This is a genomic window from Dysgonomonas sp. GY75, assembly GCF_015234155.1.
Classification (GTDB): domain Bacteria; phylum Bacteroidota; class Bacteroidia; order Bacteroidales; family Dysgonomonadaceae; genus Dysgonomonas; species Dysgonomonas gadei.
This window is the reverse complement of sequence record NZ_JADCLQ010000012.1, coordinates 292,422-314,429: the sequence shown is the minus strand read 5'-3', so window position 1 is coordinate 314,429 and position 22,008 is coordinate 292,422. Positions and strand designations below refer to the sequence as shown.

18 protein-coding genes are annotated in these 22,008 nt (G+C 37.9%); 11 read left to right on the top strand and 7 right to left on the bottom strand.

Translation table 11 applies throughout. From position 1 onward, the window contains the following. Positions 1 to 5: 5 nt before the first annotated feature. Together IR083_RS06680 and IR083_RS06675 are read right to left on the bottom strand one after the other, a co-directional pair. Positions 6 to 845 carry a hypothetical protein gene (locus IR083_RS06680; protein ID WP_194223697.1) on the bottom strand — a complete coding sequence of 280 codons (840 nt, stop codon included), beginning with the start codon at positions 843 to 845 and terminating at the stop codon, positions 6 to 8. Next, positions 842 to 1,420: an RNA polymerase sigma factor gene (locus IR083_RS06675; protein WP_194223696.1), complete on the bottom strand. Its 579-nt coding sequence runs from the start codon at positions 1,418 to 1,420 to the stop codon at positions 842 to 844. Before IR083_RS06675 ends, IR083_RS06680 begins: the two co-directional genes overlap by 4 nt. A 186-nt stretch (positions 1,421 to 1,606) precedes the next feature. On the opposite strand from IR083_RS06675, the gene IR083_RS06670 reads away from it, so the two are divergent. The 8 genes from IR083_RS06670 to dnaA all read left to right on the top strand — a co-directional run bounded on the left by IR083_RS06670 (position 1,607) and on the right by dnaA (position 10,263). After that, a complete protein-coding gene (locus tag IR083_RS06670; RefSeq protein WP_006798623.1) occupies positions 1,607 to 1,804 on the top strand; it encodes a winged helix-turn-helix domain-containing protein in 198 nt (65 codons plus the stop codon). Between the two features lie 165 nt (positions 1,805 to 1,969). After that, a complete protein-coding gene (locus IR083_RS06665; RefSeq protein WP_006798622.1) occupies positions 1,970 to 2,266 on the top strand; it encodes a hypothetical protein in 297 nt (98 codons plus the stop codon). 17 nt (positions 2,267 to 2,283) lie between these two features. Continuing rightward, positions 2,284 to 2,589, top strand: a complete 306-nt coding sequence (locus tag IR083_RS06660; protein ID WP_194223695.1) for a cell division protein ZapA — start codon at positions 2,284 to 2,286, stop codon at positions 2,587 to 2,589. Between the two features lie 118 nt (positions 2,590 to 2,707). Continuing rightward, the gene (rny, locus tag IR083_RS06655; RefSeq protein ID WP_194223694.1) at positions 2,708 to 4,237 is read left to right on the top strand and encodes a ribonuclease Y; all 1,530 of its coding nucleotides are present in this window, start codon (positions 2,708 to 2,710) and stop codon (positions 4,235 to 4,237) included. A 966-nt stretch (positions 4,238 to 5,203) separates the two neighbouring features. Further along, positions 5,204 to 6,214: a 2-hydroxyacid dehydrogenase gene (locus tag IR083_RS06650; RefSeq protein WP_006798618.1), complete on the top strand. Its 1,011-nt coding sequence runs from the start codon at positions 5,204 to 5,206 to the stop codon at positions 6,212 to 6,214. 30 nt (positions 6,215 to 6,244) lie between these two features. Then, positions 6,245 to 7,516: an N-acetylmuramoyl-L-alanine amidase gene (locus IR083_RS06645; protein WP_194223693.1), complete on the top strand. Its 1,272-nt coding sequence runs from the start codon at positions 6,245 to 6,247 to the stop codon at positions 7,514 to 7,516. 133 nt (positions 7,517 to 7,649) lie between these two features. After that, positions 7,650 to 8,537, top strand: coding sequence for an MlaD family protein (locus IR083_RS06640; RefSeq protein WP_006798616.1), 888 nt, complete (start codon positions 7,650 to 7,652; stop codon positions 8,535 to 8,537). 322 nt (positions 8,538 to 8,859) lie between these two features. Beyond that, positions 8,860 to 10,263 carry a chromosomal replication initiator protein DnaA gene (gene dnaA, locus IR083_RS06635; RefSeq protein WP_006798615.1) on the top strand — a complete coding sequence of 468 codons (1,404 nt, stop codon included), beginning with the start codon at positions 8,860 to 8,862 and terminating at the stop codon, positions 10,261 to 10,263. Between the two features lie 74 nt (positions 10,264 to 10,337). Here the strand turns inward: dnaA and IR083_RS06630 are convergent, their stop codons facing one another. The 5 genes from IR083_RS06630 to IR083_RS06610 form a co-directional block, all read right to left on the bottom strand. Then, positions 10,338 to 12,230: a DUF3857 domain-containing protein gene (locus tag IR083_RS06630; protein ID WP_194223692.1), complete on the bottom strand. Its 1,893-nt coding sequence runs from the start codon at positions 12,228 to 12,230 to the stop codon at positions 10,338 to 10,340. A gap of 18 nt (positions 12,231 to 12,248) precedes the next feature. After that, entirely contained in the window at positions 12,249 to 14,237 is a 1,989-nt protein-coding gene (locus IR083_RS06625) for a DUF3857 domain-containing protein (protein WP_194223691.1), read from the bottom strand. 1,567 nt (positions 14,238 to 15,804) lie between these two features. Continuing rightward, positions 15,805 to 16,128 carry an RNA recognition motif domain-containing protein gene (locus tag IR083_RS06620; RefSeq protein ID WP_006798612.1) on the bottom strand — a complete coding sequence of 108 codons (324 nt, stop codon included), beginning with the start codon at positions 16,126 to 16,128 and terminating at the stop codon, positions 15,805 to 15,807. A 254-nt stretch (positions 16,129 to 16,382) separates the two neighbouring features. Further along, complete coding sequence (ribF, locus tag IR083_RS06615) at positions 16,383 to 17,324, bottom strand: riboflavin biosynthesis protein RibF (protein ID WP_006798611.1); 942 nt, start codon at positions 17,322 to 17,324, stop codon at positions 16,383 to 16,385. 13 nt (positions 17,325 to 17,337) lie between these two features. Further along, a complete protein-coding gene (locus IR083_RS06610; protein WP_006798610.1) occupies positions 17,338 to 17,970 on the bottom strand; it encodes an HAD family hydrolase in 633 nt (210 codons plus the stop codon). Positions 17,971 to 18,085: 115 nt separating this feature from the next. On the opposite strand from IR083_RS06610, the gene recO reads away from it, so the two are divergent. The 3 genes from recO (at position 18,086) to IR083_RS06595 (ending at position 22,007) form a co-directional block, all read left to right on the top strand. Then, the gene (gene recO, locus IR083_RS06605; protein ID WP_194223690.1) at positions 18,086 to 18,808 is read left to right on the top strand and encodes a DNA repair protein RecO; all 723 of its coding nucleotides are present in this window, start codon (positions 18,086 to 18,088) and stop codon (positions 18,806 to 18,808) included. Positions 18,809 to 18,873: 65 nt separating this feature from the next. After that, positions 18,874 to 20,667 carry a MutS-related protein gene (locus tag IR083_RS06600; RefSeq protein ID WP_194223689.1) on the top strand — a complete coding sequence of 598 codons (1,794 nt, stop codon included), beginning with the start codon at positions 18,874 to 18,876 and terminating at the stop codon, positions 20,665 to 20,667. Between the two features lie 77 nt (positions 20,668 to 20,744). Further along, complete coding sequence (locus IR083_RS06595; protein ID WP_194223688.1) at positions 20,745 to 22,007, top strand: DUF2851 family protein; 1,263 nt, start codon at positions 20,745 to 20,747, stop codon at positions 22,005 to 22,007. Position 22,008 lies beyond the last annotated feature (1 nt).

Genomic DNA, 22,008 nt, shown 5'->3' with positions numbered 1-22,008 from the left:
GATGTTTAGAATTCGACCTTTACTGTCACCCGTTCTTTGCTCCCTGTAGTCCAGCGCGGGCCTGATTGAATCAGACGTATGGCTTCATTATCGGATGCGCCACAGAGGCTATATTTTACATCGAACAGGAATGGCCGGCCCAATGAATTGACCGAGAATTCTACGGCGACTTTACCCTTACGGTCTTTACAGATATCGTCTGTTGGCCGCCGCAGTGATTTTTTCAGGTATTCATTGTATTTTTCGTAGCCGCCTATAGGTTCGGGTTTACCGCTATTTGTTTCTTCCTGAGTAGATGTTCTGCTCTCGAAATCATCGGGTACATATATTTCTATCGGAACTTCATTCATACGCTTGGCGTCTTCCGACAAGATTTCCTGTTCGGCTTTACTCATCGAAGCGCTTTCTTCGCTCTCTATTTTGAAACGGGAAATGTCCGGCTTATAAGCCTTTGCGAGTTCAGCATTCTTTTGTGCGATCACTACGATGTTTTCGGCATAATATTCTTCAGGCACATAGATCTCGATGATGGAATTTTCGTTAGCTTGCTGAGCATATAGTCCCGATTTGTGATAGTCGGTCAGAAAATACCCTCCGATGCCTATTATAATGATAATAGCCGCAGCGGCCGTTTGCCACATCTGTCTGCCGTTTGTTTTGTTTTTCGTCTTCGATCTGGCTTTTAGCCGGTTTTGTATATTGTTGATACGTTCGATGTGGTTGTCGTCGATACTGTCGAAACCGTCTATAGCCTCGTACAAAAACGGATCCTTCATCGAATCTTTTTCTATCCGATGGGCATCTTTACCTTTTCTTTGTCCTTTTATGTAATCTAAGAATTTCATTCTTTCAGATTTTTTTCGATACAAATTTTCAAATTCCGTTTTCCGTTTTGTATATAACTCTTTACACTTTTGAGATGAAAGCCTGTTTCATCCACGATGTCCGCATACGATTTATTCTCGTAAAAAAACTTTTCTACAGCTATCCGTTGAGGTTCCGGCAATTTTTCCAGACACTCATTCAGAGCGCTTTCCTTTTCTTCATCCCTGCTGTCATCAAATAGAGTAAAAGAACTGTCGGATTCCATAAGCTGGGAATCGAAATTAACAATAATCTCCTTCTTATTTTCTTTCAGTATATGAAAGCAGTGATTCTTTACAACGCTATAAAGCCAGTTTTTAAATACCTTGATCTCGTAATCCTGAATTTTTTGAGACAGGTTCTCGTAAATATCTATTACTGCATCCTGCGATTGTTCCGGACTTTGCAGGTATTTAAGGCAAAGACCATAAATAAGGGGAATATAGCGTTCGTAAAGCTGTTGGAAATATTCAGCTTTACGCGTTTCTTTAAATTTTGACAAGAGTATCTCGTCGCTATCCGATTCTTTTTTCTTATGTAGGCTAAAGAATTGCAAGGAAATTCATTTTTACACAAATCTACAAGATTTTAATTAATAATCAAACAGTTTGGAGGCTTAACAAAAATGTCATAATCTCGCATTTCTGTTAAAATTTATAATATATAATTGTATAGATGGTTCATTTTATGTACTTTTGTCATCGAAATAATAACGAGTTTAATTTTTTAACAAGCACCCATTATGAAAGAAAAAATTGGATCAAACGCAGGTATTATTTGGACTTACCTAGATGCAGAAGGAAGCAAACCTCTTAAAGACATCAAAAAAGCGTGCAAATTGACAGAAAAAGATATGTATGCTGCTTTGGGCTGGTTAGCAAGAGAAGGCAAAATCGCTTTCAATGAACTAAAAGACGACTTGCAGGTCGTTTTGTTGTAAAAAAGCAGAAACAACATTTTTAGATAAAAGAGCCGCTTATCTTTCGCATAAGTGGCTCTTTTTTTTATTTGTATAGATCCGGTTTCTTTTTAATAAATTTAGAAGAGTAATAATTTTGTTAATTCGTTGGTATTATTTATTTTTGTCTAGCATTTTGGCTACTTTATGACTGAAAATGATGAAAAACTTCTGGCCGAATTTGAAATAAGGATGCGGCAATTAATGTACCTCTGCGATACGTTAAAGGAAGAGAACGCCCTGTTGAAGCAGCAATTGATACAAAGAAACGTGACAATTGAAAGTTTAACATCGGAAGTAGAAGAGTTGAAAGCAAAATATGACAATCTGAAATTTGTAAAATCTTTCTCTTCGGAGAATAAGGATGATACATTACAAGCGAAGAAGCGATTGTCGAAATTAGTGCGAGATGTAGATAAGTGTATCGCCATGCTGAAAAATTAACGAATAAAGGCAAAGTTATGGACGAGCATTTAATAATTAATCTACGCGTAGCTGATATGAGATATCCTCTCCGGATAAAACGGCAGGAGGAAGAAGTATTCAGGAAGGCTGCGGAGGAAATAGATTATAAAATAGTTCAATATAAAAATTATTTTACAGGAGATTCATCCCATTCATTGCAGAATAGCGATTATATGGCAATGACAGCAATACAGGCTGTAGCAGAGAAGGTTGAGCATCAATTACGGGCAAATGAATTTGAGTCCAGGATGAAAGAGTTGACGCAGGAATTGGAAGATTACCTGAGAGGTCATGTAAAATAAAATTATAGTACTGAGAAAAATCTAGAGCACTAATTTTAAGTATGAGAGTATTCTTCATACTTAAATTAGTGCTTTTTAGTTTATATAAATTGAGTTTTTAAATAATGAAAAATAAATTATGGATATATTATTTTATGTAATAGCTTTCCTTGCCGGAGCAGCCGTGGCGTGGGTAGCTTTGAATTCTATGGCGAATTCGAAGTTCAAACGTCAGGTGAAAGAGGCGGAACTGGAAGCTGAAGTAATCAAGAAAAATAAATTGCTGGAAGTAAAAGAGCAGGCATTGCAGATGAAATCTGAGTTTGAGAAACAGGCTAATGTACGGAACTCTAAAATACAGGCAGCAGAGAGCAAGATCAAGCAACGCGAGTTGAGCCTGAATCAAAAACAGGAGGAACTCCAACGTAAGAAAAGCGAAGCTGACACGGTTAAAGCCAATCTGGAAAGTCAGCTGGAGATAGTAGAAAAGAAGAAACAGGATCTCGACAGGCTTCACAAGCAAGAGGTAGAGAGACTGGAGGCTCTTTCGGGATTGTCGGCCGAAGAAGTAAAAGAAAAACTTGTAGAGGCGTTGAAAGACGAGGCGCAATCGCATGCCCAGTCTTACATCAATGAGATAATGGAAGAGGCTAAGATGACAGCTAATAAGGAAGCGAAGAAGATCGTAATACAGTCTATACAGCGTGTGGCCACAGAGACAGCTATAGAAAACGCGATCACAGTTTTCCATATAGAGTCTGACGAAATAAAAGGACGTATTATCGGCCGTGAAGGACGTAATATACGAGCGCTGGAAGCTGCCACAGGCATTGAAATCGTAGTGGACGATACTCCGGAAGCGATAGTGCTTTCAGGTTTTGACCCTGTAAGACGCGAAGTAGCCCGCCTGGCATTGCATCAGTTGGTGGCAGATGGCCGTATACACCCTGCCCGTATCGAAGAAGTGGTAGCTAAAGTGAAGAAGCAGATCGAAGAAGAAATTATCGAAACCGGTAAGCGTACGACTATCGATTTGGGTATCCACGGTTTACATCCTGAGTTGATACGTCTTGTAGGTAAGATGAAATACCGTTCATCATACGGACAAAACTTGTTGCAACACGCCCGCGAAACAGCTAATCTGTGTGCTATTATGGCGTCAGAGCTTGGGCTGAATGTAAAGAAAGCAAAAAGAGCAGGATTGTTACATGATATAGGTAAGGTGCCTGATGATGAGCCGGAATTGCCTCACGCATTACTTGGGATGAAGCTTGCAGAGAAATATAAGGAAAAACCGGATATTTGCAATGCTATCGGGGCTCACCACGATGAGGTGGAGATGACAAGTCTTCTGGCTCCAATTGTACAGGTTTGTGATGCTATATCAGGAGCACGTCCGGGTGCACGCCGTGAAATTGTAGAAGCATATATCAAACGGTTGAATGACCTTGAGCAACTGGCTCTTTCATATCCGGGTGTGTTGAAGACATATGCTATTCAGGCAGGACGCGAACTGCGTGTAATAGTAGGTGCGGATAAGATAGATGATGTGGAGACAGAAAAACTATCGGCTGATATTGCAAAGAAGATACAGGACGAGATGACTTATCCTGGACAGGTTAAGATTACTGTAATACGTGAAACCCGTGCCGTAAGTTACGCTAAGTAAGAGATATATATTTATATAATAAAAAACGGAGACAAACTTTGTCTCCGTTTTTTTGTTTTAAGAAAAGAAGTGTGTGTAACTCTGATCTCTCAGGGGTGTTTTATATAAGTCGCTAATATCCCAAAAAGGTCACAATCTGAATAGTTTTTTTTGAAGGAGGGGAGAGAAATGCAAGAGTTGACGGTAAGTTTATCTATGTAGGTAGCTGTTAGCCTTTAGCTGATAGCTATTAGCTCTTTGAAAAAATGAATTAGCAGATTTGAAACATCGTTCAACGGAACGAAGTGTAGTTAAAATTAGCATATTAGCAAATGAATGAAGTAGTGTAACCTTTGTTACTTTTTAACAAGTAGTAAGTTTTAAGTACTAAGTTGAAAGTTATACGAGATACAAGTTGTTAGCTGATGACTGTTTACCGGAAAGTCACTTATGCGATAGCTTAAGCTAACAGCTAATAGCTATCAGCTAAAAGCTGAAATATGTGTAACCTTTGTTACCTTTTTGGTGAAACTGTGGGGGCGAAACATTTTTTGCCCGCGATGATTAACGGGCGAAAGATGTTTCGCCCCTACAAAAACGATAAAAAAAGCTGTTACTTTTGTTACCTTTTAACAAGTAGTAAGTATTGAGTAATAAGTTGAAAGTTGTATGAGACATGAGATGCGAGTAGACAAGACACGAGATATGAGTTGTGATGGTTGTTTACTGACGAGATACTTTGCTCTGCTCAGTAAGCTAATTATTAATTTTTCATTCTTCATTCTTAATTACTTTCCGTGTTACCTTTACATACGCTTCGCTCCTGTGACCGTTGGTTGTTACCTTTTTTTGTAAACAGTATGTAAATAAAATGAAAAAAACAGGCTGAAAAAGAACTAATCAATGTAGTTTTTGAGGATAAAGGTTATTTTAATTACTTTTGCAATCAGGTATAAAAGATTAATAATATATATAGTAGGTAAAGCAATGGCATATAAAATAGCGGTTTTTGACGCAAAGCCTTATGATATGGCTACTTTCAATAAGGCTAATGAAGCATATGGCTTCGAACTGGTCTATCATAAAGAACATCTCGATAAGAATAATGTGCTTTTGGCAAGTGGAACCGATGCTGTTTGTATTTTTGTGAATGCAAAAGTAGATGAGGAAGTTGTGTCCAAACTTCATTCCTATGGTGTAAAGCTGATTGCACTACGTTGTGCCGGTTTTAACAATGTAGATATAGCTGCTGCTGCCAGAAAGGGTATAAAGGTCGTACGTGTTCCTGATTATTCCCCCCATGCTATCGCCGAACATACATTGGCTTTGATGCTTTGTCTCAATAGAAAGGTTCATCGTGCGTTTTTGCGTACACGCGACGGTAACTTTTCTTTGATAGGATTTCAGGGATTCGATATGTATGGTAAGACTATCGGAGTGATAGGTACCGGTAAGATAGGAAAGGTCGCTACAGGTCTCTTTCAGGGACTGGGTATGAATGTACTTGCTTATGACTTATATCCGGATACAAAATGGGCTGATGCTACAGGTGTCAGATATGTGTCACTGGACGAACTATATGCCAATGCCAATATTATTACATTACATTGTCCGCTGACAAAAGAAACTGAATATCTTATCTGTGACGAATCCATCGCCAAAATGAAAGAAGGGGTGATGATAATCAACACCGGACGTGGAAAGTTGATCCATACCAGGCATCTGATAGAAGGATTACTTAACGGTAAGGTTGGTTATGCCGGTTTGGATGTATATGAAGAAGAAGGGGCTTATTTCTATGAAGACCATTCGGATAGTGTGATGACTGATGATGTGCTTGCCCGGTTGCTGTCTTTCAATAACGTGATCGTGACATCTCATCAGGCCTTTTTTACTCAGGAGGCAATGTCGAATATCGCACATACAACTATGAATAATATTCTTGATTTCTTCAACGGTAAAGAGTTGAAAAACGAGGTTGTATATAATAAAGCTTAGTGTAAATTTCATACAGTTAGAATTGTAGGTATGAAACGGTTCTTTATTCTTTTTGTTTATATATTCGCATTTCTTGGGATCATCGTTGCTGCTGATTCTAAGTTCGTTGTTGTTATCGATGCAGGGCATGGAGGTAAGGACGGCGGAGCTGTGAGAGGTATATATAAGGAGAAAGATATAAATCTGGGAGTAGCTAAGACTTTAGGCGAACTGATAGAAGCAAACTTTAATGATGTCAAAGTCGTTTATACCCGAAAGACAGACGTTTTTGTAGATTTAGACAAGCGGACGCAGATAGCCAATAAGGCAAAAGCCAATTTGTTTATATCCATTCATACAAACTCAACTGCTGCAAAGACAACAAGTGCTTCCGGGGCCGATACCTATATATTAGGGTTAGCCCGTAGCGCTGAAAACCTGGAAGTGGCAAAGAGAGAGAACTCTGTGATTTTATTGGAGGATAACTATACATCAAAATATGAGGGCTTCGATCCTAATTCGACGGAGTCGTATATTATATTCGAGTTTATGTCGAATAAGTATATGGAACAAAGCCTGCAGTTTGCAGATTACATACAGAAAGATTTTAGAAGTATAGCAAAGCGTACAGACAGAGGCGTACGTCAGGCCGGATTTCTTGTGTTAAGGAAAACAAGTATGCCAAGTGTGCTTATCGAACTGGGTTTTATAAACAATCAGGCTGAGGCTAAATATTTGTCTTCGAGGTTGGGGCAAAGGGCGATGGCGACTGCGATATACTCCGGATTCAAAAAATATAAACGAGAATTTGATAAAAAACAAGGCCGTTATGTTTCTGCGCCGGATAAAAACGAAGAACCTGATGACATAATCGATGAAGCTATCATAAAAGAAAAAGTGGCTATTGAAGAAGATACTTATGTCGTAGAGGATGCTGATACTCCGGTTGTGAAAGAGTCAGCCAGAGTGAAAAACATAGTAGAGGTACCAAAGAAAAGAGAGAAATCGCCTAAGAAAATTGGTGAAACCTCTGGAAATATAGCTGAAACCACAAAGAAGGGAAATAGTACGGTGACGAAAAATGTTAGTAGCAAGGAGGAATACCGGGTACAGTTCTTGGTGTCACCAAAGAAACTCCCGGATAATTCGAAGGAATTTAAGGGTCTTTCGCCTGTAATGTTCTATAAAGATGGTAGCAGCTATAAATATACATGTGGTTCGACCACTGATTATAATGAGATAATTAAAATACAACGCCAAGTCAGGGCTAAGTTTAAGGATGCGTTTGTTGTTAAATTTAGAAACGGGGAACGAGTTAAATAGATGATGACGAAGCACTTTTTGGATAGAATATGGTGTTTGATACTGTATTATTTCAATAACGCTATTTGTAGTATTTAAACTTAACAAAATAATAAATAGGTCCGCGACCTTAGAATTACATAATTTAATAGTTATGAGTAAAATATCGAAAGAAGTAAAGATAGGTATAGCCTTTGTAATTGCAATTTTCCTTTTGTATTACGGTATCAGTTTTCTGAAAGGTGTAAATCTTTTTAAACCATCAAATTCATATATTGTCGTCTTTGACGATGTGTCAGGTCTAACCCAGTCGACACCTGTTACGCTGAATGGATTTCAGGTAGGTCTGGTATCTTCCATGGAGCTAGACCCTAAAAATCAAAAACGTGTGATTGTATATCTGAATATGGACAAAGGTATGGAGATACCAAAAGGTAGCAAGATGTCGCTGGATGTCTCTGTTCTGGGGTCGGCTACGATCATGCTTGAGACCAACCCTTATACAAAGGAAAATCTTACTTCCACCGATACTATAAAAGGTGTCCGGGTAAAAGGTATGTTAGATGCTGCTGGTACTATGCTGCCTCAGGTAGAACAGCTCATACCAAAGATTGATTCAATACTTATCGGTCTTCAGACCTTGGTAAACAATCCGGCGTTGAATCAGTCGCTTACAGATATCAATCAGATTACGGGCGATCTGGCTAAATCGACCAAACAGCTAAATTCGATGATGATTACATTAAATAAGGACGTTCCCACCATAACCGGGAATCTGGGGAAAATGTCTAACGACCTAAGTAGTGTATCGGGTAAGATCAATCAGATGGATTTGGCTTCTACATTCAAGTCTGTAGATTCTACCATGAAAAATATAGAATATCTTTCTACGAAAATCACATCTAAAGATAATTCTTTGGGATTATTATTGAATGATCGTCAATTATATGATAGTATTAACGGAACAATTAGTAATGCTTCGTTGTTACTTAAAGATGTAAGGCAAAATCCATCCCGTTATATTAATGTAAAGGTCTTTTAAAGTATTCTATTTAGAATTGATCTAAATAAGTAAAAATATTTTTTTTGCTTAATAGTGTCACCCTTATACTTTTCGGGCAGTATTACGAAATTGTTAAAACGTAATTAAAATGCTATTAAAAACACAATTGTTTGATAATTAGTTAGTTGTTTGTGTTGAAAGGGGTGATTTTATAATAACGTCATAAGTCATTGAAATTAAAAGAGATGTTTCTAAAACTAGAAATCCAAATTTGGGGGCACTTTTTTTTTATGAAATTAATTATGAAATTTACGTTACGAAATCGAGAGAGTAATATAGACAAATATAACTAAACTATTAAATGGATTCTTCTTCAACTCAAAAATTATGGGCTAATTGTTTAACGGTCATTCAGGACAATATACCTGAGGCGGCTTTCAAAACATGGTTCTTACCTATTGTTCCCTTATCTTATGAAAATAAGGTGTTTACGATACAGGTACCAAGCCAATTCTTTTATGAGTATCTCGAAGATAAGTTTGTCGACTTACTTAAAACTACTCTGCATCGCGAAATAGGCAGGGATACTATATTGCAGTATCGCATACTGATGGAAAATACAACAAATACAGTTGTAGATTATAGAGGTGATGCAAAAACACTACCGGTAGATAAAGGTTCTGTCAAAAGTACTAATAAGGTGCCTAATCCTTTTCAAAAAGTTGTAGCAGATGATTTTGATTCGCAACTGAATCTAAAGTATACATTTGATAACTTTTTTGAAGGGGAAAGTAATAAGCTGGCCCGTACAGCTGGTGAAACGATAACAAAGAATCCTGGTAAAACAGCGTTTAATCCGCTGTTTCTCCATGGAACATCAGGTGTGGGGAAGACTCATCTTTGCCATGCAATAGGTACGCGTATCAAAGAACTGTATCCCGAAAAACGGGTATTATATGTATCGGCTCATCTATTTAAAATTCAATATGCAGATGCTGGACGTTATAATACGACCAATGACTTTATCAACTTCTATCAGGGTATTGATGTACTTATCATAGATGATATACATGAATTGGCCGGAATAGAACGAACTCAGAATACACTGTTTCATATATTCAATCACCTGCATCAGAATAATAAGCAGCTTATTCTTACTTCAGATAAATCTCCGTCTGAGCTTCAGGGAGTGGAAGAGCGATTGCTTACACGTTTCAGATGGGGATTGACCACGAAAATAGATCATCCCGATAAGGGGTTAAGGCTAAAGATCCTTCAAAATAAGATTCTTCACGATGGATTGTCCATACCAGAAGATGTGGTTGATTATATAGCAGAGAATGTAACCGATAACGCCCGCGATTTGGAAGGAATCATTGTATCTATAATGGCACATTCACTGGTATACAATAAAGAGATTGATTTACCTTTGGCCAGACGTGTTATAGGTCAAGCTATTAAGAAGATTGAAGCAAAGAAGATAACAATTAGTGCGATAGAATCTGTTGTTTGTGACTTCTATAATATAAAGAGTGAGTTAATTCATACCGCTTCACGTAAGCGGCAGATAGTTCAAGCCAGGCAGGTGACTATGTATCTGTCGAAGAGTTATACTGAAATGTCGCTGGCTCAGATCGGATCCCTCATAGGAAAGAAGAACCATGCTACAGTGCTGCATGCTTGTAAGACAGTAAAAGAGCAAATGGAGGTAGACAAAGTCTTCCGGGACGAGATAGCCGAGATAGAGAAAAAAATAAAAAGCTGAGATCATTAGTTCTCAGCTTTTTAGCTTAGTCTTGATGCTCAGTTAAGATGCTTAGTGTTTACTATAATTATTGATCATGATTTCCTTAATACTAACTTCCTTTTAGTTGCAGCAGTAATTTCTGCAAAAAAAGCCTTAATCTCTTTATACTGCGATTTATCATACCGTCCTGTAAAGATATCAATATTTTGAATATATATAATCTTATTCCCATTTTGTTTTACTTCTGTTTCAAATTTACCAAAGGGAGTTGTCAGGGATAGATTCTTGGGTAAAGATTCAGTCGTATATGATTCAGGAATATTGATAATGATAGAGTCGGATTCTGAAAACCCATTGTTAATCACAATGTCCTGAATGCGCGTATTGGATGAAAGCATATTATAGCTTCCTTTTTCCAGAGGACATGCCGGGATGAATAAACGCGTACCTGTTTTATTTACAAAATCAGTAGCTACAAAGTCTGCAGATAAAGAGCAGGACGGTAATGATGACTTGTCTTCTTTTGTACTTATGTTGTCTATTTGCACTTTAGGAAATTTAATGTTACGGTTGATGTATCCGATCACCTTTTCTCTGTCCTTCGATGTCATTGCAAATACGTTGTAAAAGTATCCATGCAGGTGTTCAACAAAGGCTAAGGTACCATTTGCAGTTCCATCTTCTGAGACATTGATAGTGATTATTGATTCCTGTTTATTGTCTTTGTCCTGATACTTGGATACTCTACAAATTTTACCTCCGTTTTCAGTTACAACGAGGGCATCATGACCGGCTATATCATCGTGGATATAACCAAAAGGTATTGTTTGAGAGGTACATTCGAGCCATAAGCTGTCATCCTGAAGAGGTACAAGTAAAATAGCATGATTAGTTTCACTTATATTTGAAAAGCCTTTAGTAAAAGACTTCCTGTTGCCGGAATATATCTCACAATAATTTGAAGGGATACCAATAGCATTTAACATGGCTTTCATTTCATTTGATAAACCTTTGCAGTCACCGAAACCCGTTTTCATTGTATTGGATGCTTCTATTGGCTGGAATCCTCCGATACCTAATTGAATACTAACATACCGGGAATTCTCTTGTAGATATTTAAATAATATCTCGACCTTTTCTCTGTCCGTTTTGGCATCCTTTACAAGCGATTTAAGCTTGTCGACAATATCATTTGGCAAAGTATCACGTCCTTTGAGTAAACCGGACACCCACGTGCCATAGTTCTTCCAATCTGACATATTCCCGCAAGAGGAATCATAGCAGAAATCAGCTGGAGCAATCAGAACTCTCGGATATATATCCCTTAACGCCGGAGCCAAAGGTTCACTATTAATTGCTTTAAGGTTGTGTGCCGTAAATGAATATATGTGTTTATTTCCTACAACTTCATCTTTAATATTGCAATCGAAATTTGCATCATATCTCAGATTCATATCCACAGGCAGTTCTATCCTGTAACTCGCATTGACCAGCGATTGCATATAACTTTGAATAGGTGTGAAAGCAGGGTATGAGATTATACCGTTCTTCCATTTTTCCTCATATGTATATTCTATCGTGTATGGATATGTGGGAATCTTGTATTCATAGACAATTGAGTATGCATCTGTAGCCATTTGGTCCGACATGGAAGATATCGTCAGGTCTTTCTTTCCGATTTTCCGGATAACACTACCTGATGCATTTTTTACGACAGCAGAAAAATCTTTCATTTCCCTGAACTTATCATTAAAAGCATAAAAATGAGCAAAACCTTCTCCTTGTTTGCTGAGTATTGTCATTGTTTTCGTTACCTTACATGTGGCGTTGTTCATATCCGACTGGATTATCACTATATCGGAGTTCTGAACAATCGCAACCGCATTTTCACGGAGGCTGTCGGAAGCCTGATTTATCGAATTACCATTTGCACATACTATTACAGATGATAATATGCATAGAGTTAAAATGAAGTGTTTGTACATAATAGTTCCGGTTCTGATTTATTCCGCACTTAATGTCTTTTTGAGTACAATCTGTTCTGAATTCTTAGCGATTAATTTAGAGAAGAAATCACGTAAATTTTCATATTCGGTAGGTAAGAATTGTATCTTCTTCAATTGGTACTGGTAATGAAGACGGACTTGGTTACCTGATTGAACAACCCGGTAGGTGAGGCTCATATCATTATCGTTGAGTACCATCCTTTCGCCTTTGGGTAACTCTTCTACAGTATATCCTTCCGGTACAATAAAATCTATTATTTGTACAAAATTGATCAGGTAGTCGAATTCGATAGGATATTCACGAGTTTCTTTCTTAAATGGGTTTTCGGAATATGGTTTGTCCGTAAGTGGGGTGATATATATATATTCATCAGCCATATCGATATCTGAGGATTGTATATAGTTCATCCTTAAGGCCTCGCTTGTATTATCCAGATTTGATATCGAAAAACTGTCTATTTCACAAGAAAGTCTCTTGCTTATCGATTCTATATAGTCATTTTGATCTTTATGGTTGTAGTAGCTGACCTTGGTATTGTATGCCGCGTTGCCCTTACGTGTATCAGTTGATTTGCCGATAAGTTTAGAGTCATTAATCGTTAAATTTATTGTTTTCAATACAGAACCGTTCGAAACCCCGGTAAGGTCTACCCAATTGGAATAATCTGCCCTCAGGATGCGTGCCTGTGGTACCATGCATTTTTCGGGAAGCAAGTTCCAGTCTCCGTATTTGGCTGCTGCGTCGGTAAAGTACATCGTAGTGTCTATTTTGATACCTGTAATTACATAATTGAATGCGGATATACTCGGATGCGATATCGGCATACGCCCATTACTTCTGGTACTCAATATTACGGGGAATGCATCGAATCCTCCCGCCTGGAGTGCGTTTATTAACAGGAAGTTTACTTCTGCGCTTGTGCCAATACCGTTTTTTAGGGCATCTTTCAGGTTTTTGGGATAGAAAGCATTCTGGTCGTTCCACTTCACTTTGTATTTGACCATATCCTGTATTTCTTTTGCTCTGTCGACACTTACATTCCCTTTAGTTATTTCGTCTTTGAATAGGTCTGCTTTCTTCAGATTTCCTCCAAACATACTGGATTCCATAATTTCTTTATCGATATTACTCCACGACGAAGAATAGTTTTTTACTGTGGAGTATGGCATTTGTATGCTTTGGAGTTCAAAAGAAACTTTTGATATATAATCGTTTATTGTCCATAAATAGGATTCGTTCTTTATGGCCGGAACATCAGTTCCCACAAAGGTATAACGATCGGCAGAACATCGTACCTGGGTCCCTTGCGAACGTCCGTTTTCATCTTTGTATTGAATGTGGAATGTCTCATTTACAGGCTCTTTCTTTGGTGCTAATGCAATGTATCCCTGGGTGTTTAGATGATACCGGAAGTATTCAGGCAACGTGACTTCGAATGAGGTGTAGAGAATCGGTATAGATGATTGAAAATTGAAATCGCGGAGATCGTAGAAGAAATCGGATACGATTGTGTATTTATATTCGATAACAGATCCTACTTTTGCGGCAGGCATCGTAAATTTCCGTACTTTCCATTTATTATCGGTATCTTCTTCAAAAATAAAGTCCTTTGATAATTTTGTCTTCACTACTTTTCCGCCTTCCAGATTGTAAGTTGTTCCGGATAGCCCTCTGATATCTTCTTTTGAGGAACTGCTCGCCTGATAATATGATATCTCCTGGTCACACCACTCAAGGCCTTCGGTTTTAAGTATTTTGATCTTTACCTGAAGTGTGTATTCAAACTGAAAACCATATAGGTTGTTATAGACGAAGCGGGTATCCCCCTTTTTCAGTAACATAACAGCGGCGGCAGTTGTATCCTGAGGATATGAAGTCATCGACAATTCTTCAACTGTGGCATTACCATACTTTGATTGTGAATAGCAATTGTAACTATTCATAAATGCAAAAATAAATAGAATAAAGAGGGCAATCTTTTTCATAATATTAGGTTAATTAAATTAGAGTAAATGTATAAAAATGTTTATTAATATTAATTTGCTGAAAGTATGTCGTAAAGCATATTTCTGACATTTTATACGCTTTTGAAGCCGGAATAATAGAATTTCTTTCTGTTGTTTTTTATTATATAAAATTATTTACTCTTTTTATGTGAAAACTTTACAAAAGTGACACTTTTTTACCGGATCTCTCATGGATACATTTCGTATGTATAGATAAATTTGAAAGGATATTTCCATATCTTATATTGAAAAATTTTATCTGAAAATAGATTTTTGATGTCGGATAGATGAAACCTGAAAATTGGCAAGGTTAATTATTTCTCGTTTTTGTTATATTAATTAACTGTATAATGTTAAAACCTGACACTTCTGACATATTTTCGGCTTTTAGCTGATAGCTATTAGCCGTTAGCTTAAGCTATCACATAAGTGACTTTACGGTAAACAGTCATCAGTTAACAACTTGTATCTCGTATAACTTTCAGCTTAATACTTAAAACTTACTACTTATGCCAATCAGTAGTTAAAGTAACTATTGTAGTATAAAATTGTTCAATTCCATTAGTCGTTTTTCGTGACTCGGCATAAGCAAAATAAATTTAGCTTCTGCTCTCGCTACTTAAAACGTTCTATTTTTTCTAACGCGCCATCCGGCTTGTTTTTCATTTTGCCTTGATGCAAAACGAAACAAAAAATCAAGGCTACATCCCTCCGGCGACCCAAAACCGCAGCTGCGGTGGGGCAAAATAATACGGAGTCATTTTTAGTTGGATTATCAGCCGTGTATAGCAGCTACCCTATTTTGCCCTACACCTCCGCTTTACGGATTGGGTACCCCGCCTGCGGAATGAGGCCGTTATCGCGATGCGGCGACAAGACTGTGTCTTTTCAGGCTTTAGCCCCACGTGCGTCAGCCCTTGCGCATTAGTGACGCAGGCGGGGTACCCAATCCGTTGCAGGCGGCGTAGAATCAAACGGGGCGATAGCCCGTGTGTTTGATTCAGCCAACAAAACGGTTTTGGGTCGCCGAGGAGCGAAGCGCTAGCCTTTTGGTTCGTTTTGGGCAATGCCAAAATGAACGTTTGAGCTCAACGAAGTGGAGCTCAAAATAATTGAACATTAAATCTCAACTACTGATTCGCTTTACTTGTTAAAAAGTAACAAAGGTAACACTTTTTCTACCTGTTACTTTTTACTCTCCCTGTAGCCCTGCCCCTTAGAGAGAAACAACGTTCGACGGAACGAAGTGTAGTCAATGGAGGGGCCAATTAATACATCAAAGAGCTAACAGCTATTAGCTAACGGCTAACAGCTTACACATATAGATAAACTTTTTCAAGAAAATAAATGTTGTTTGCCCTAAAAGCCGAAAGAGAAATACCCTCCGGCCTACTTCGGTCGGCTGGTTTTTCAATAGAGAGCATTTGGGAAAGATATGGGTAGGATTTGTACGTATGTTGTAGAAAAGGAGGGCAATAGTTGATATTAAGAAAACAAAAGAGCCATACTATACAGTATGGCTCCTCATGTATTTTATCTGTGAATATTAATATTCACGTCTTCTGTATCCACCATTATTGCCACCACCTCTGTTGTTGTCATAGCTTCTGCGAGGACGGTCACCTTCTGTGCGAGGACGAGCTTCAGAAACGGAAATAGTTCTTCCGTCATATTCAGCACCATTCAGTTCTTCAATAGCTTTTTGGCCAGCTGCATTATCAGCTAATTCAACAAAACCGTAACCTTTAGAACGGCCAGTAGCTTTGTCCATAATAACTTTTGCTGAAGTGATTTCTCCGTATTCACTGAATAGATCCTTCAAATCATTGTCGTTGATGCTGTAGCTCAACCCTGCGATAAAAATGTTCATTGTAAAAAAATAAAAATTAAATAATAAATACTCTATGCAGAAGATGTAAATAAATAGGAAAGCTAAAAGAAACTAGACAAGAAAGGTTACCAAAGAAGGGAAATGACTTGAAAAGAAAAATTTAAACTACACTTAAGAACTCTTATGCGATAGCAAATGTAAAAATAAAAATCAGTTATTTAGCATTTTAACCAATTATTTTTTTGTTGCGCCTTGCTTTTTTATATTTTATTGTATGATTATGACTGAAAATGTCAGGTATTGAACCTTTTGTAATTTTCAATAACGCTGATTACCGTGTCTTTATCATTTCCGATCTGTTTCTTTAACGTATCGATGTCAATGAACTTCTCGTCAGGACGTACAAAATCAATAAATTCGGCTGTTAAATTCTTATTGTATAGGTCTCCGTCGAAGTTGAACAGATTCACCTCTATGCTGATATTATCTCCATTGTGGAGGGTAGGGCGCTTGCCTATATATAGCATGCCATCGTATCTTTGTCCCTCTACATGCACATATACTGCATATACCCCAAACGCCGGGATTACTTTATACGTTTCCCATACCTGGATGTTTGCTGTAGGAAAGCCGATTGTCCGTCCCACTTTGAAACCTTCCACTATCTTTCCCGAGATAGTATAATTATATGAGAGCAATTTAGCTGCCTTACGGATATATCCTTCGGCGAGTAATTTGCGGATACGCGATGAACTTACATGTTCTTCTCCGGGAAGTTCCCGGGCTTCGATAACATTGATCCCGATTTCACTACCATAGCGTTTATAGTCGGCAAAACCATCTTCCCTGTTATGTCCGAAGCGGTGATCGTATCCGATAACTAAAGTGTTTACCGAAAGTTTATCTTTTAGTATGTCTTTCATAAACTCTCTGGCTGATAGCTGGGAAATCTCCGTTGTAAAATCGAGGCATACACAATAATCGACTCCGGTAGTAGCCAGACGTTCTGTTTTTTCATCAAATCCGCAAAGCAATGCCGGTTGGTAGTCTTTTTGCAAAACCTTTCGCGGATGTACCGGGAATGTGATAACGGCAGAAGGTAGTCCACGCTTGGCCGCCTCCTCTTTTACCTGGTCTATCAGGAAGCGATGCCCGGTGTGCACGCCATCGAAAAAGCCTATTGTAGCTACTAGTGGCGCATGTTGAAGTTTATGATCTTTGTCTATAAGCAACATATATGGCTACTCTTTATAGTAATCCCCTATCTGTAAATACTTTTCGCAGATCTTCATCCTGATCGGTCAGATAAGTCCGGAATCCCAGTTTTTCACCAATTTCTACGTTTGCCTTTCCGTCATCGAAGAACAGGGTTTCGGCCGGATCCATTTTAGAATCGGCTATAATGAAATCAAAAATTTCCCGGTCAGGTTTGGCATGTCCTATCTCATAAGATAAATAGCACTTGTCAAAAAAGGCATTGATAGGTAAACCTTCCGGAGAAAATTCATGTGTCATGGCCCATCCCATTACTGAAGGATTGGTATTACTAAGTAAATAAACTTTATATCTTTTACGGAGGTCTTTGAGCAACTGATATTTATATTCAGGTATATCGACCAAAAAACCTAACCACGCATGGTCTATCTGTTCCGCGGTGACATCCGGGTTATTTGACAATTTGCGAAATTCGGTAACAAAATCTTCACGGTTTATCTTACCTTCTTCGTATTCGAGAAAAATCCCTTTTTGACGAAATTCTCCCAGATATTCGTTAATATTAGGAAATCCCAGTGCTGTGAAACGATCTAATGCGGTTTGTTTGTGCAGGCCTACTATCACACCACCAAAGTCGAACAGGATGTTCTTAATGTCTTTGCTCATAAAATTCTTAAATTACATTTTGTGCTATAATAGTACGAAGTTAGTTATTTATTCTTTAAGAGCCATTATTTTCAATTTTGTATTTGTATTTTTGTTAATATAAATTTATAATAAAGTGCTTTATAAAACAAGGGGTTTGGTACTTAATACCATTAACTATAACGATAAATATGTTCTTGCCCAGGTTTTCACAGAATCATTTGGGCGGGTAACTTATATGGTGTCGAAAGCCAGAGGTAAAAGTTCGAAAGTTCCCAAATCTTTATTTTCGCCGCTTGCTATCCTCGATATGGAAGTAGAGCACCAGGCTTCACGTGATATACAACGAATACGTGAGGCCCGCGCCGATATGTATTTATACGATATATCAGGAGATTTGAGCAAGACATCGATGGCTTTTTTCCTTTCCGAATTTCTCACCCGCGTATTGAAGGATACAAATGATAGCCGTATACTATTTAGCTTTCTGGAACAATCGGTACAGATTTTGGAAATGACAGATAAGAGCATTTCTAACTTTCATTTGGTATTCATGCTTAAGCTCAGCCATTTTTTAGGCTTTTACCCTAATTTGGAAGAATACAGGGAGAATAGCATGTTTGATATGATGAACGGAGAATTTGTGCTCTATCAGCCTCTACATAAACATTTCCTGAACAGGACAGATAGCAGATCACTTTCGTTATTAGCTCGTATCTCATATGAAAATATGCATCATTTTGTCTTTTCGCGCCAAGACAGAATAAATATAATAAATAAGGTGCTGGAGTACTATCGCTTGCATCTTTACGACTTTCCGGGTTTGAAATCGTTGGAAGTATTGCATGAATTGTTTTGATAGGGTTTCTAAATTTCAAAATGGAATTTCATATATTCGTAACTTGTAATATATAACTAACATCTATGACATTGGAAGAAGTAAAGAATTCGTATAAAAGTCGTATCGATAAAGAGAAAGCAACGTTATCCCGACTAAAGAGGGTTATATTTCAGGTAGGGACAATACGGTTGGTTATCGTATTGGCTTGTATTGCCATAAGTTATATCTTCTGGAGCGATACACCTGTTGTGCTGGTTGCAATAGGTATGTCCGTAGTGATTTATCTCTTTTTTATGAAATATCATAACCGGTTATTTCTTCAAAAAAAATATTGCGAATTACTTATTCTAAATACAGAGAACGAACTGAAAGGGATCGATTATGACTTTTCTGCATTCGATGGCGCTCCCGAAAAAGCAGATGCAAACCATAGTTACAGTGTAGATCTGGACTTGTTTGGCAATCATTCATTCTTTCAATCAGTAAACAGGACTGTGACATCTTTCGGAAAAGACAGGCTGGCAGATACACTGCTTTACCCTTTCGAAAAGAAAGAAGATATTGTAGCTCAACAGGAAGCATTAAAAGAGTTGAAGGGAAAAACCGAATTACTCGACCACTTCAGGGCAATAGGGCAAATGACCGGAGCTGAGGATTTGAATATTCATTTCTTTTCGCAGCAGTTTATGCAGACAAAGTTGTTATCCAAGAGCTTCTGGCGGTATTTTATATATATCGCTCCTGTTGTATCCGTTACGGTTCTTATTCTGTGTATTGCCGGTCTGCTTCCATATGCAGTATTAGGTCTTGTCTGGACAATCTTTTTCCTGCTGAGTCTTGCTCCATTAAAAGATATTAACCTAAAGAAAAGTTTGTTTGAAAAAAAAATCGAAACACTGGGGACATATTCCAAACTATTTAAAATAATAGAGAATGAAAAGTTTGAATCTACGTTACTGATTAACATACAGAACAAGATAAGCAGCGGAGAATCGGCTTCTCTCGCTATACATCAACTGAAATCGTATAGCAATAACCTTGACCAGTCATCGAATATTCTGGGACTCCTTTTCCTGAATCCTTTCTTTTTCTGGAATGTTATCTATTCTATAAAGATAGAAAAATGGATAACTTTACATAAAGATAATATTATCAGTTGGTTTAAGGTATTAGCTAAATTCGACAGCCTTGTTTCTCTCGGAATCTTTGCCTATAATAACCCTGGTTACACATATCCGGAAGTTGCGGATACTTTTATGCTGGAGGGTAAAGATTTAGGCCATCCGATGCTTAACAGATGTGTTTGTGTGCGTAACGATGTGACAATAAGCCGTCATCCTTATTTTCTGGTAGTGACGGGGGCGAATATGGCCGGCAAAAGTACTTACCTGCGTACAGTCGGTATAAATTTAATTCTGGCATGTGCAGGCGCGCCTGTATGTGCGACATCGCTAAGGTTTTATCCTTATAAATTGGTTACAAATTTGCGGACTTCCGATTCGTTGACAGATAACGAGTCTTATTTCTTTGCAGAGCTTAAACGGTTGAAAATGATTATCGATCGCTTACAATCAGGAGAGCAACTGTTTATTATTCTGGATGAAATACTGAAAGGAACCAACTCGGAAGATAAACAAAAAGGTTCTATTGCCCTGATGAAACAGTTGGTTTCGCTCGATGGTAACGGTATAATTGCCACACACGATCTCGTATTGGGTAATCTGGAACAAGAATTCCCGGATGTGATAAAGAATTACCGATTTGAGGCTGATATAAAGGATGAGCAATTATCTTTTACATACAAGATAAGAGAAGGGGTGGCTCAGAATATGAACGCAAGTTTCCTGATGAAAAAAATGGGGATAACAGGACTTTAATGGACTAATGAGAAAATGTGCCAATGAAATAACAATGCGCTAAAGGCTAAAAGCCAATAGTTATCAGCTAATACATTATGGAAGATATTCTACATTACATATGGAAATTCAGGCTTTTTCAGAAAGGACTGAAAACTACTACAGGTCAGCCGGTAGAAGTGATTGATGTTGGTTTGCCTAACACAAATGAAGGCCCTGATTTCTTTAATGCTAAGATTAAGATAGGAGATAAGATTTGGGCTGGTAATGTAGAAATCCATAAATCGTCGGATCAGTGGGTGAAGCATAAGCATGATGTAAACAAGAATTACAATTCTGTTATACTCCATATTGTGGAAAAAGCCAATTGTGAGGTGTATAACGAATCGGGGCAACCGGTTATGCAATGCGAAATAACTTATCCGGAACATATATTGGAGAATTATGATTTCCTCATTCATTCCAATACAGATATTCCTTGTTGCAATTATATCGGCTCTATGCCTTCTTTTCATATTAATTCGTGGATGAATACGTTGTTGATAGAACGTTTGGAACGAAAATCAAAACATATACAGGAATTACTCGAGCGGTATAATAACTCGTGGGAGGATGTATTTTATGTAATTCTGTCACGTAATTTCGGGTTTGGGTTAAATTCCGATTCTTTCGAGAGATTAGCATTGAGCCTGCCATTGAAATATATCCGGAAGCAGGGGGATAACCTTATTCAGATAGAAGCCTTGTTGTTTGGGCAGTCAGGCATGCTGGACAATCTTAAAGTAAATGACGATTATTATTCATTACTACAAAAAGAATATGCTTTCCTGAAAAATAAATATGAACTGAACCCGTTAGAATCTTATGTATTCAAAAGTTTAAGGACGCGGCCAACTGCTTTTCCTCAGATTCGAATAGCCCAGTTAGCAGCTTTATTACACAGTTCACATGGATTATTTTCTAAAATTACGGCTTGCGATGATGTGGGGCGCATCAGGTTGATGTTTCATGTAAACGCTTCTGAATATTGGCAGACGCATTATGCATTCGGAGTTTCATCCGAACGAAAGGTAAAATACCTTGGAGATGCCTCTCTCGACATTATACTTATAAACACGGTAGCTCCGATTCTGTTTATTTATGGGAGGACTATCGATAGTGAAATACACTGCGAACGGGCACTTCGTTTTCTCGAGATACTGAAGCCGGAGAGAAATTCAATAACGAAACGTTTCGAAAAACTCAAAATGCCATTAAATAATGCAGCCGATTCGCAGGCAATGATTCAACTGAAGCGTGAGTATTGTGAGCCCAGGAAATGTTTATTTTGTAGAGTAGGACATCAACTATTAACCAGTTAAC

Excerpts from the sequence above, each read along its gene's own strand:
- IR083_RS06680 (WP_194223697.1), bottom strand. The coding sequence starts at position 845 with ATGAAATTCTTAGATTACATAAAAGGACAAAGAAAAGGTAAAGATGCC.
- IR083_RS06670 (WP_006798623.1), top strand. The coding sequence starts at position 1,607 with ATGAAAGAAAAAATTGGATCAAACGCAGGTATTATTTGGACTTACCTA.
- IR083_RS06665 (WP_006798622.1), top strand. The coding sequence starts at position 1,970 with ATGACTGAAAATGATGAAAAACTTCTGGCCGAATTTGAAATAAGGATG.
- IR083_RS06660 (WP_194223695.1), top strand. The coding sequence starts at position 2,284 with ATGGACGAGCATTTAATAATTAATCTACGCGTAGCTGATATGAGATAT.
- rny (WP_194223694.1), top strand. The coding sequence starts at position 2,708 with ATGGATATATTATTTTATGTAATAGCTTTCCTTGCCGGAGCAGCCGTG.
- IR083_RS06650 (WP_006798618.1), top strand. The coding sequence starts at position 5,204 with ATGGCATATAAAATAGCGGTTTTTGACGCAAAGCCTTATGATATGGCT.
- IR083_RS06645 (WP_194223693.1), top strand. The coding sequence starts at position 6,245 with ATGAAACGGTTCTTTATTCTTTTTGTTTATATATTCGCATTTCTTGGG.
- IR083_RS06640 (WP_006798616.1), top strand. The coding sequence starts at position 7,650 with ATGAGTAAAATATCGAAAGAAGTAAAGATAGGTATAGCCTTTGTAATT.
- dnaA (WP_006798615.1), top strand. The coding sequence starts at position 8,860 with ATGGATTCTTCTTCAACTCAAAAATTATGGGCTAATTGTTTAACGGTC.
- IR083_RS06630 (WP_194223692.1), bottom strand. The coding sequence starts at position 12,230 with ATGTACAAACACTTCATTTTAACTCTATGCATATTATCATCTGTAATA.
- IR083_RS06625 (WP_194223691.1), bottom strand. The coding sequence starts at position 14,237 with ATGAAAAAGATTGCCCTCTTTATTCTATTTATTTTTGCATTTATGAAT.
- IR083_RS06620 (WP_006798612.1), bottom strand. The coding sequence starts at position 16,128 with ATGAACATTTTTATCGCAGGGTTGAGCTACAGCATCAACGACAATGAT.
- ribF (WP_006798611.1), bottom strand. The coding sequence starts at position 17,324 with ATGTTGCTTATAGACAAAGATCATAAACTTCAACATGCGCCACTAGTA.
- IR083_RS06610 (WP_006798610.1), bottom strand. The coding sequence starts at position 17,970 with ATGAGCAAAGACATTAAGAACATCCTGTTCGACTTTGGTGGTGTGATA.
- IR083_RS06600 (WP_194223689.1), top strand. The coding sequence starts at position 18,874 with ATGACATTGGAAGAAGTAAAGAATTCGTATAAAAGTCGTATCGATAAA.
- IR083_RS06595 (WP_194223688.1), top strand. The coding sequence starts at position 20,745 with ATGGAAGATATTCTACATTACATATGGAAATTCAGGCTTTTTCAGAAA.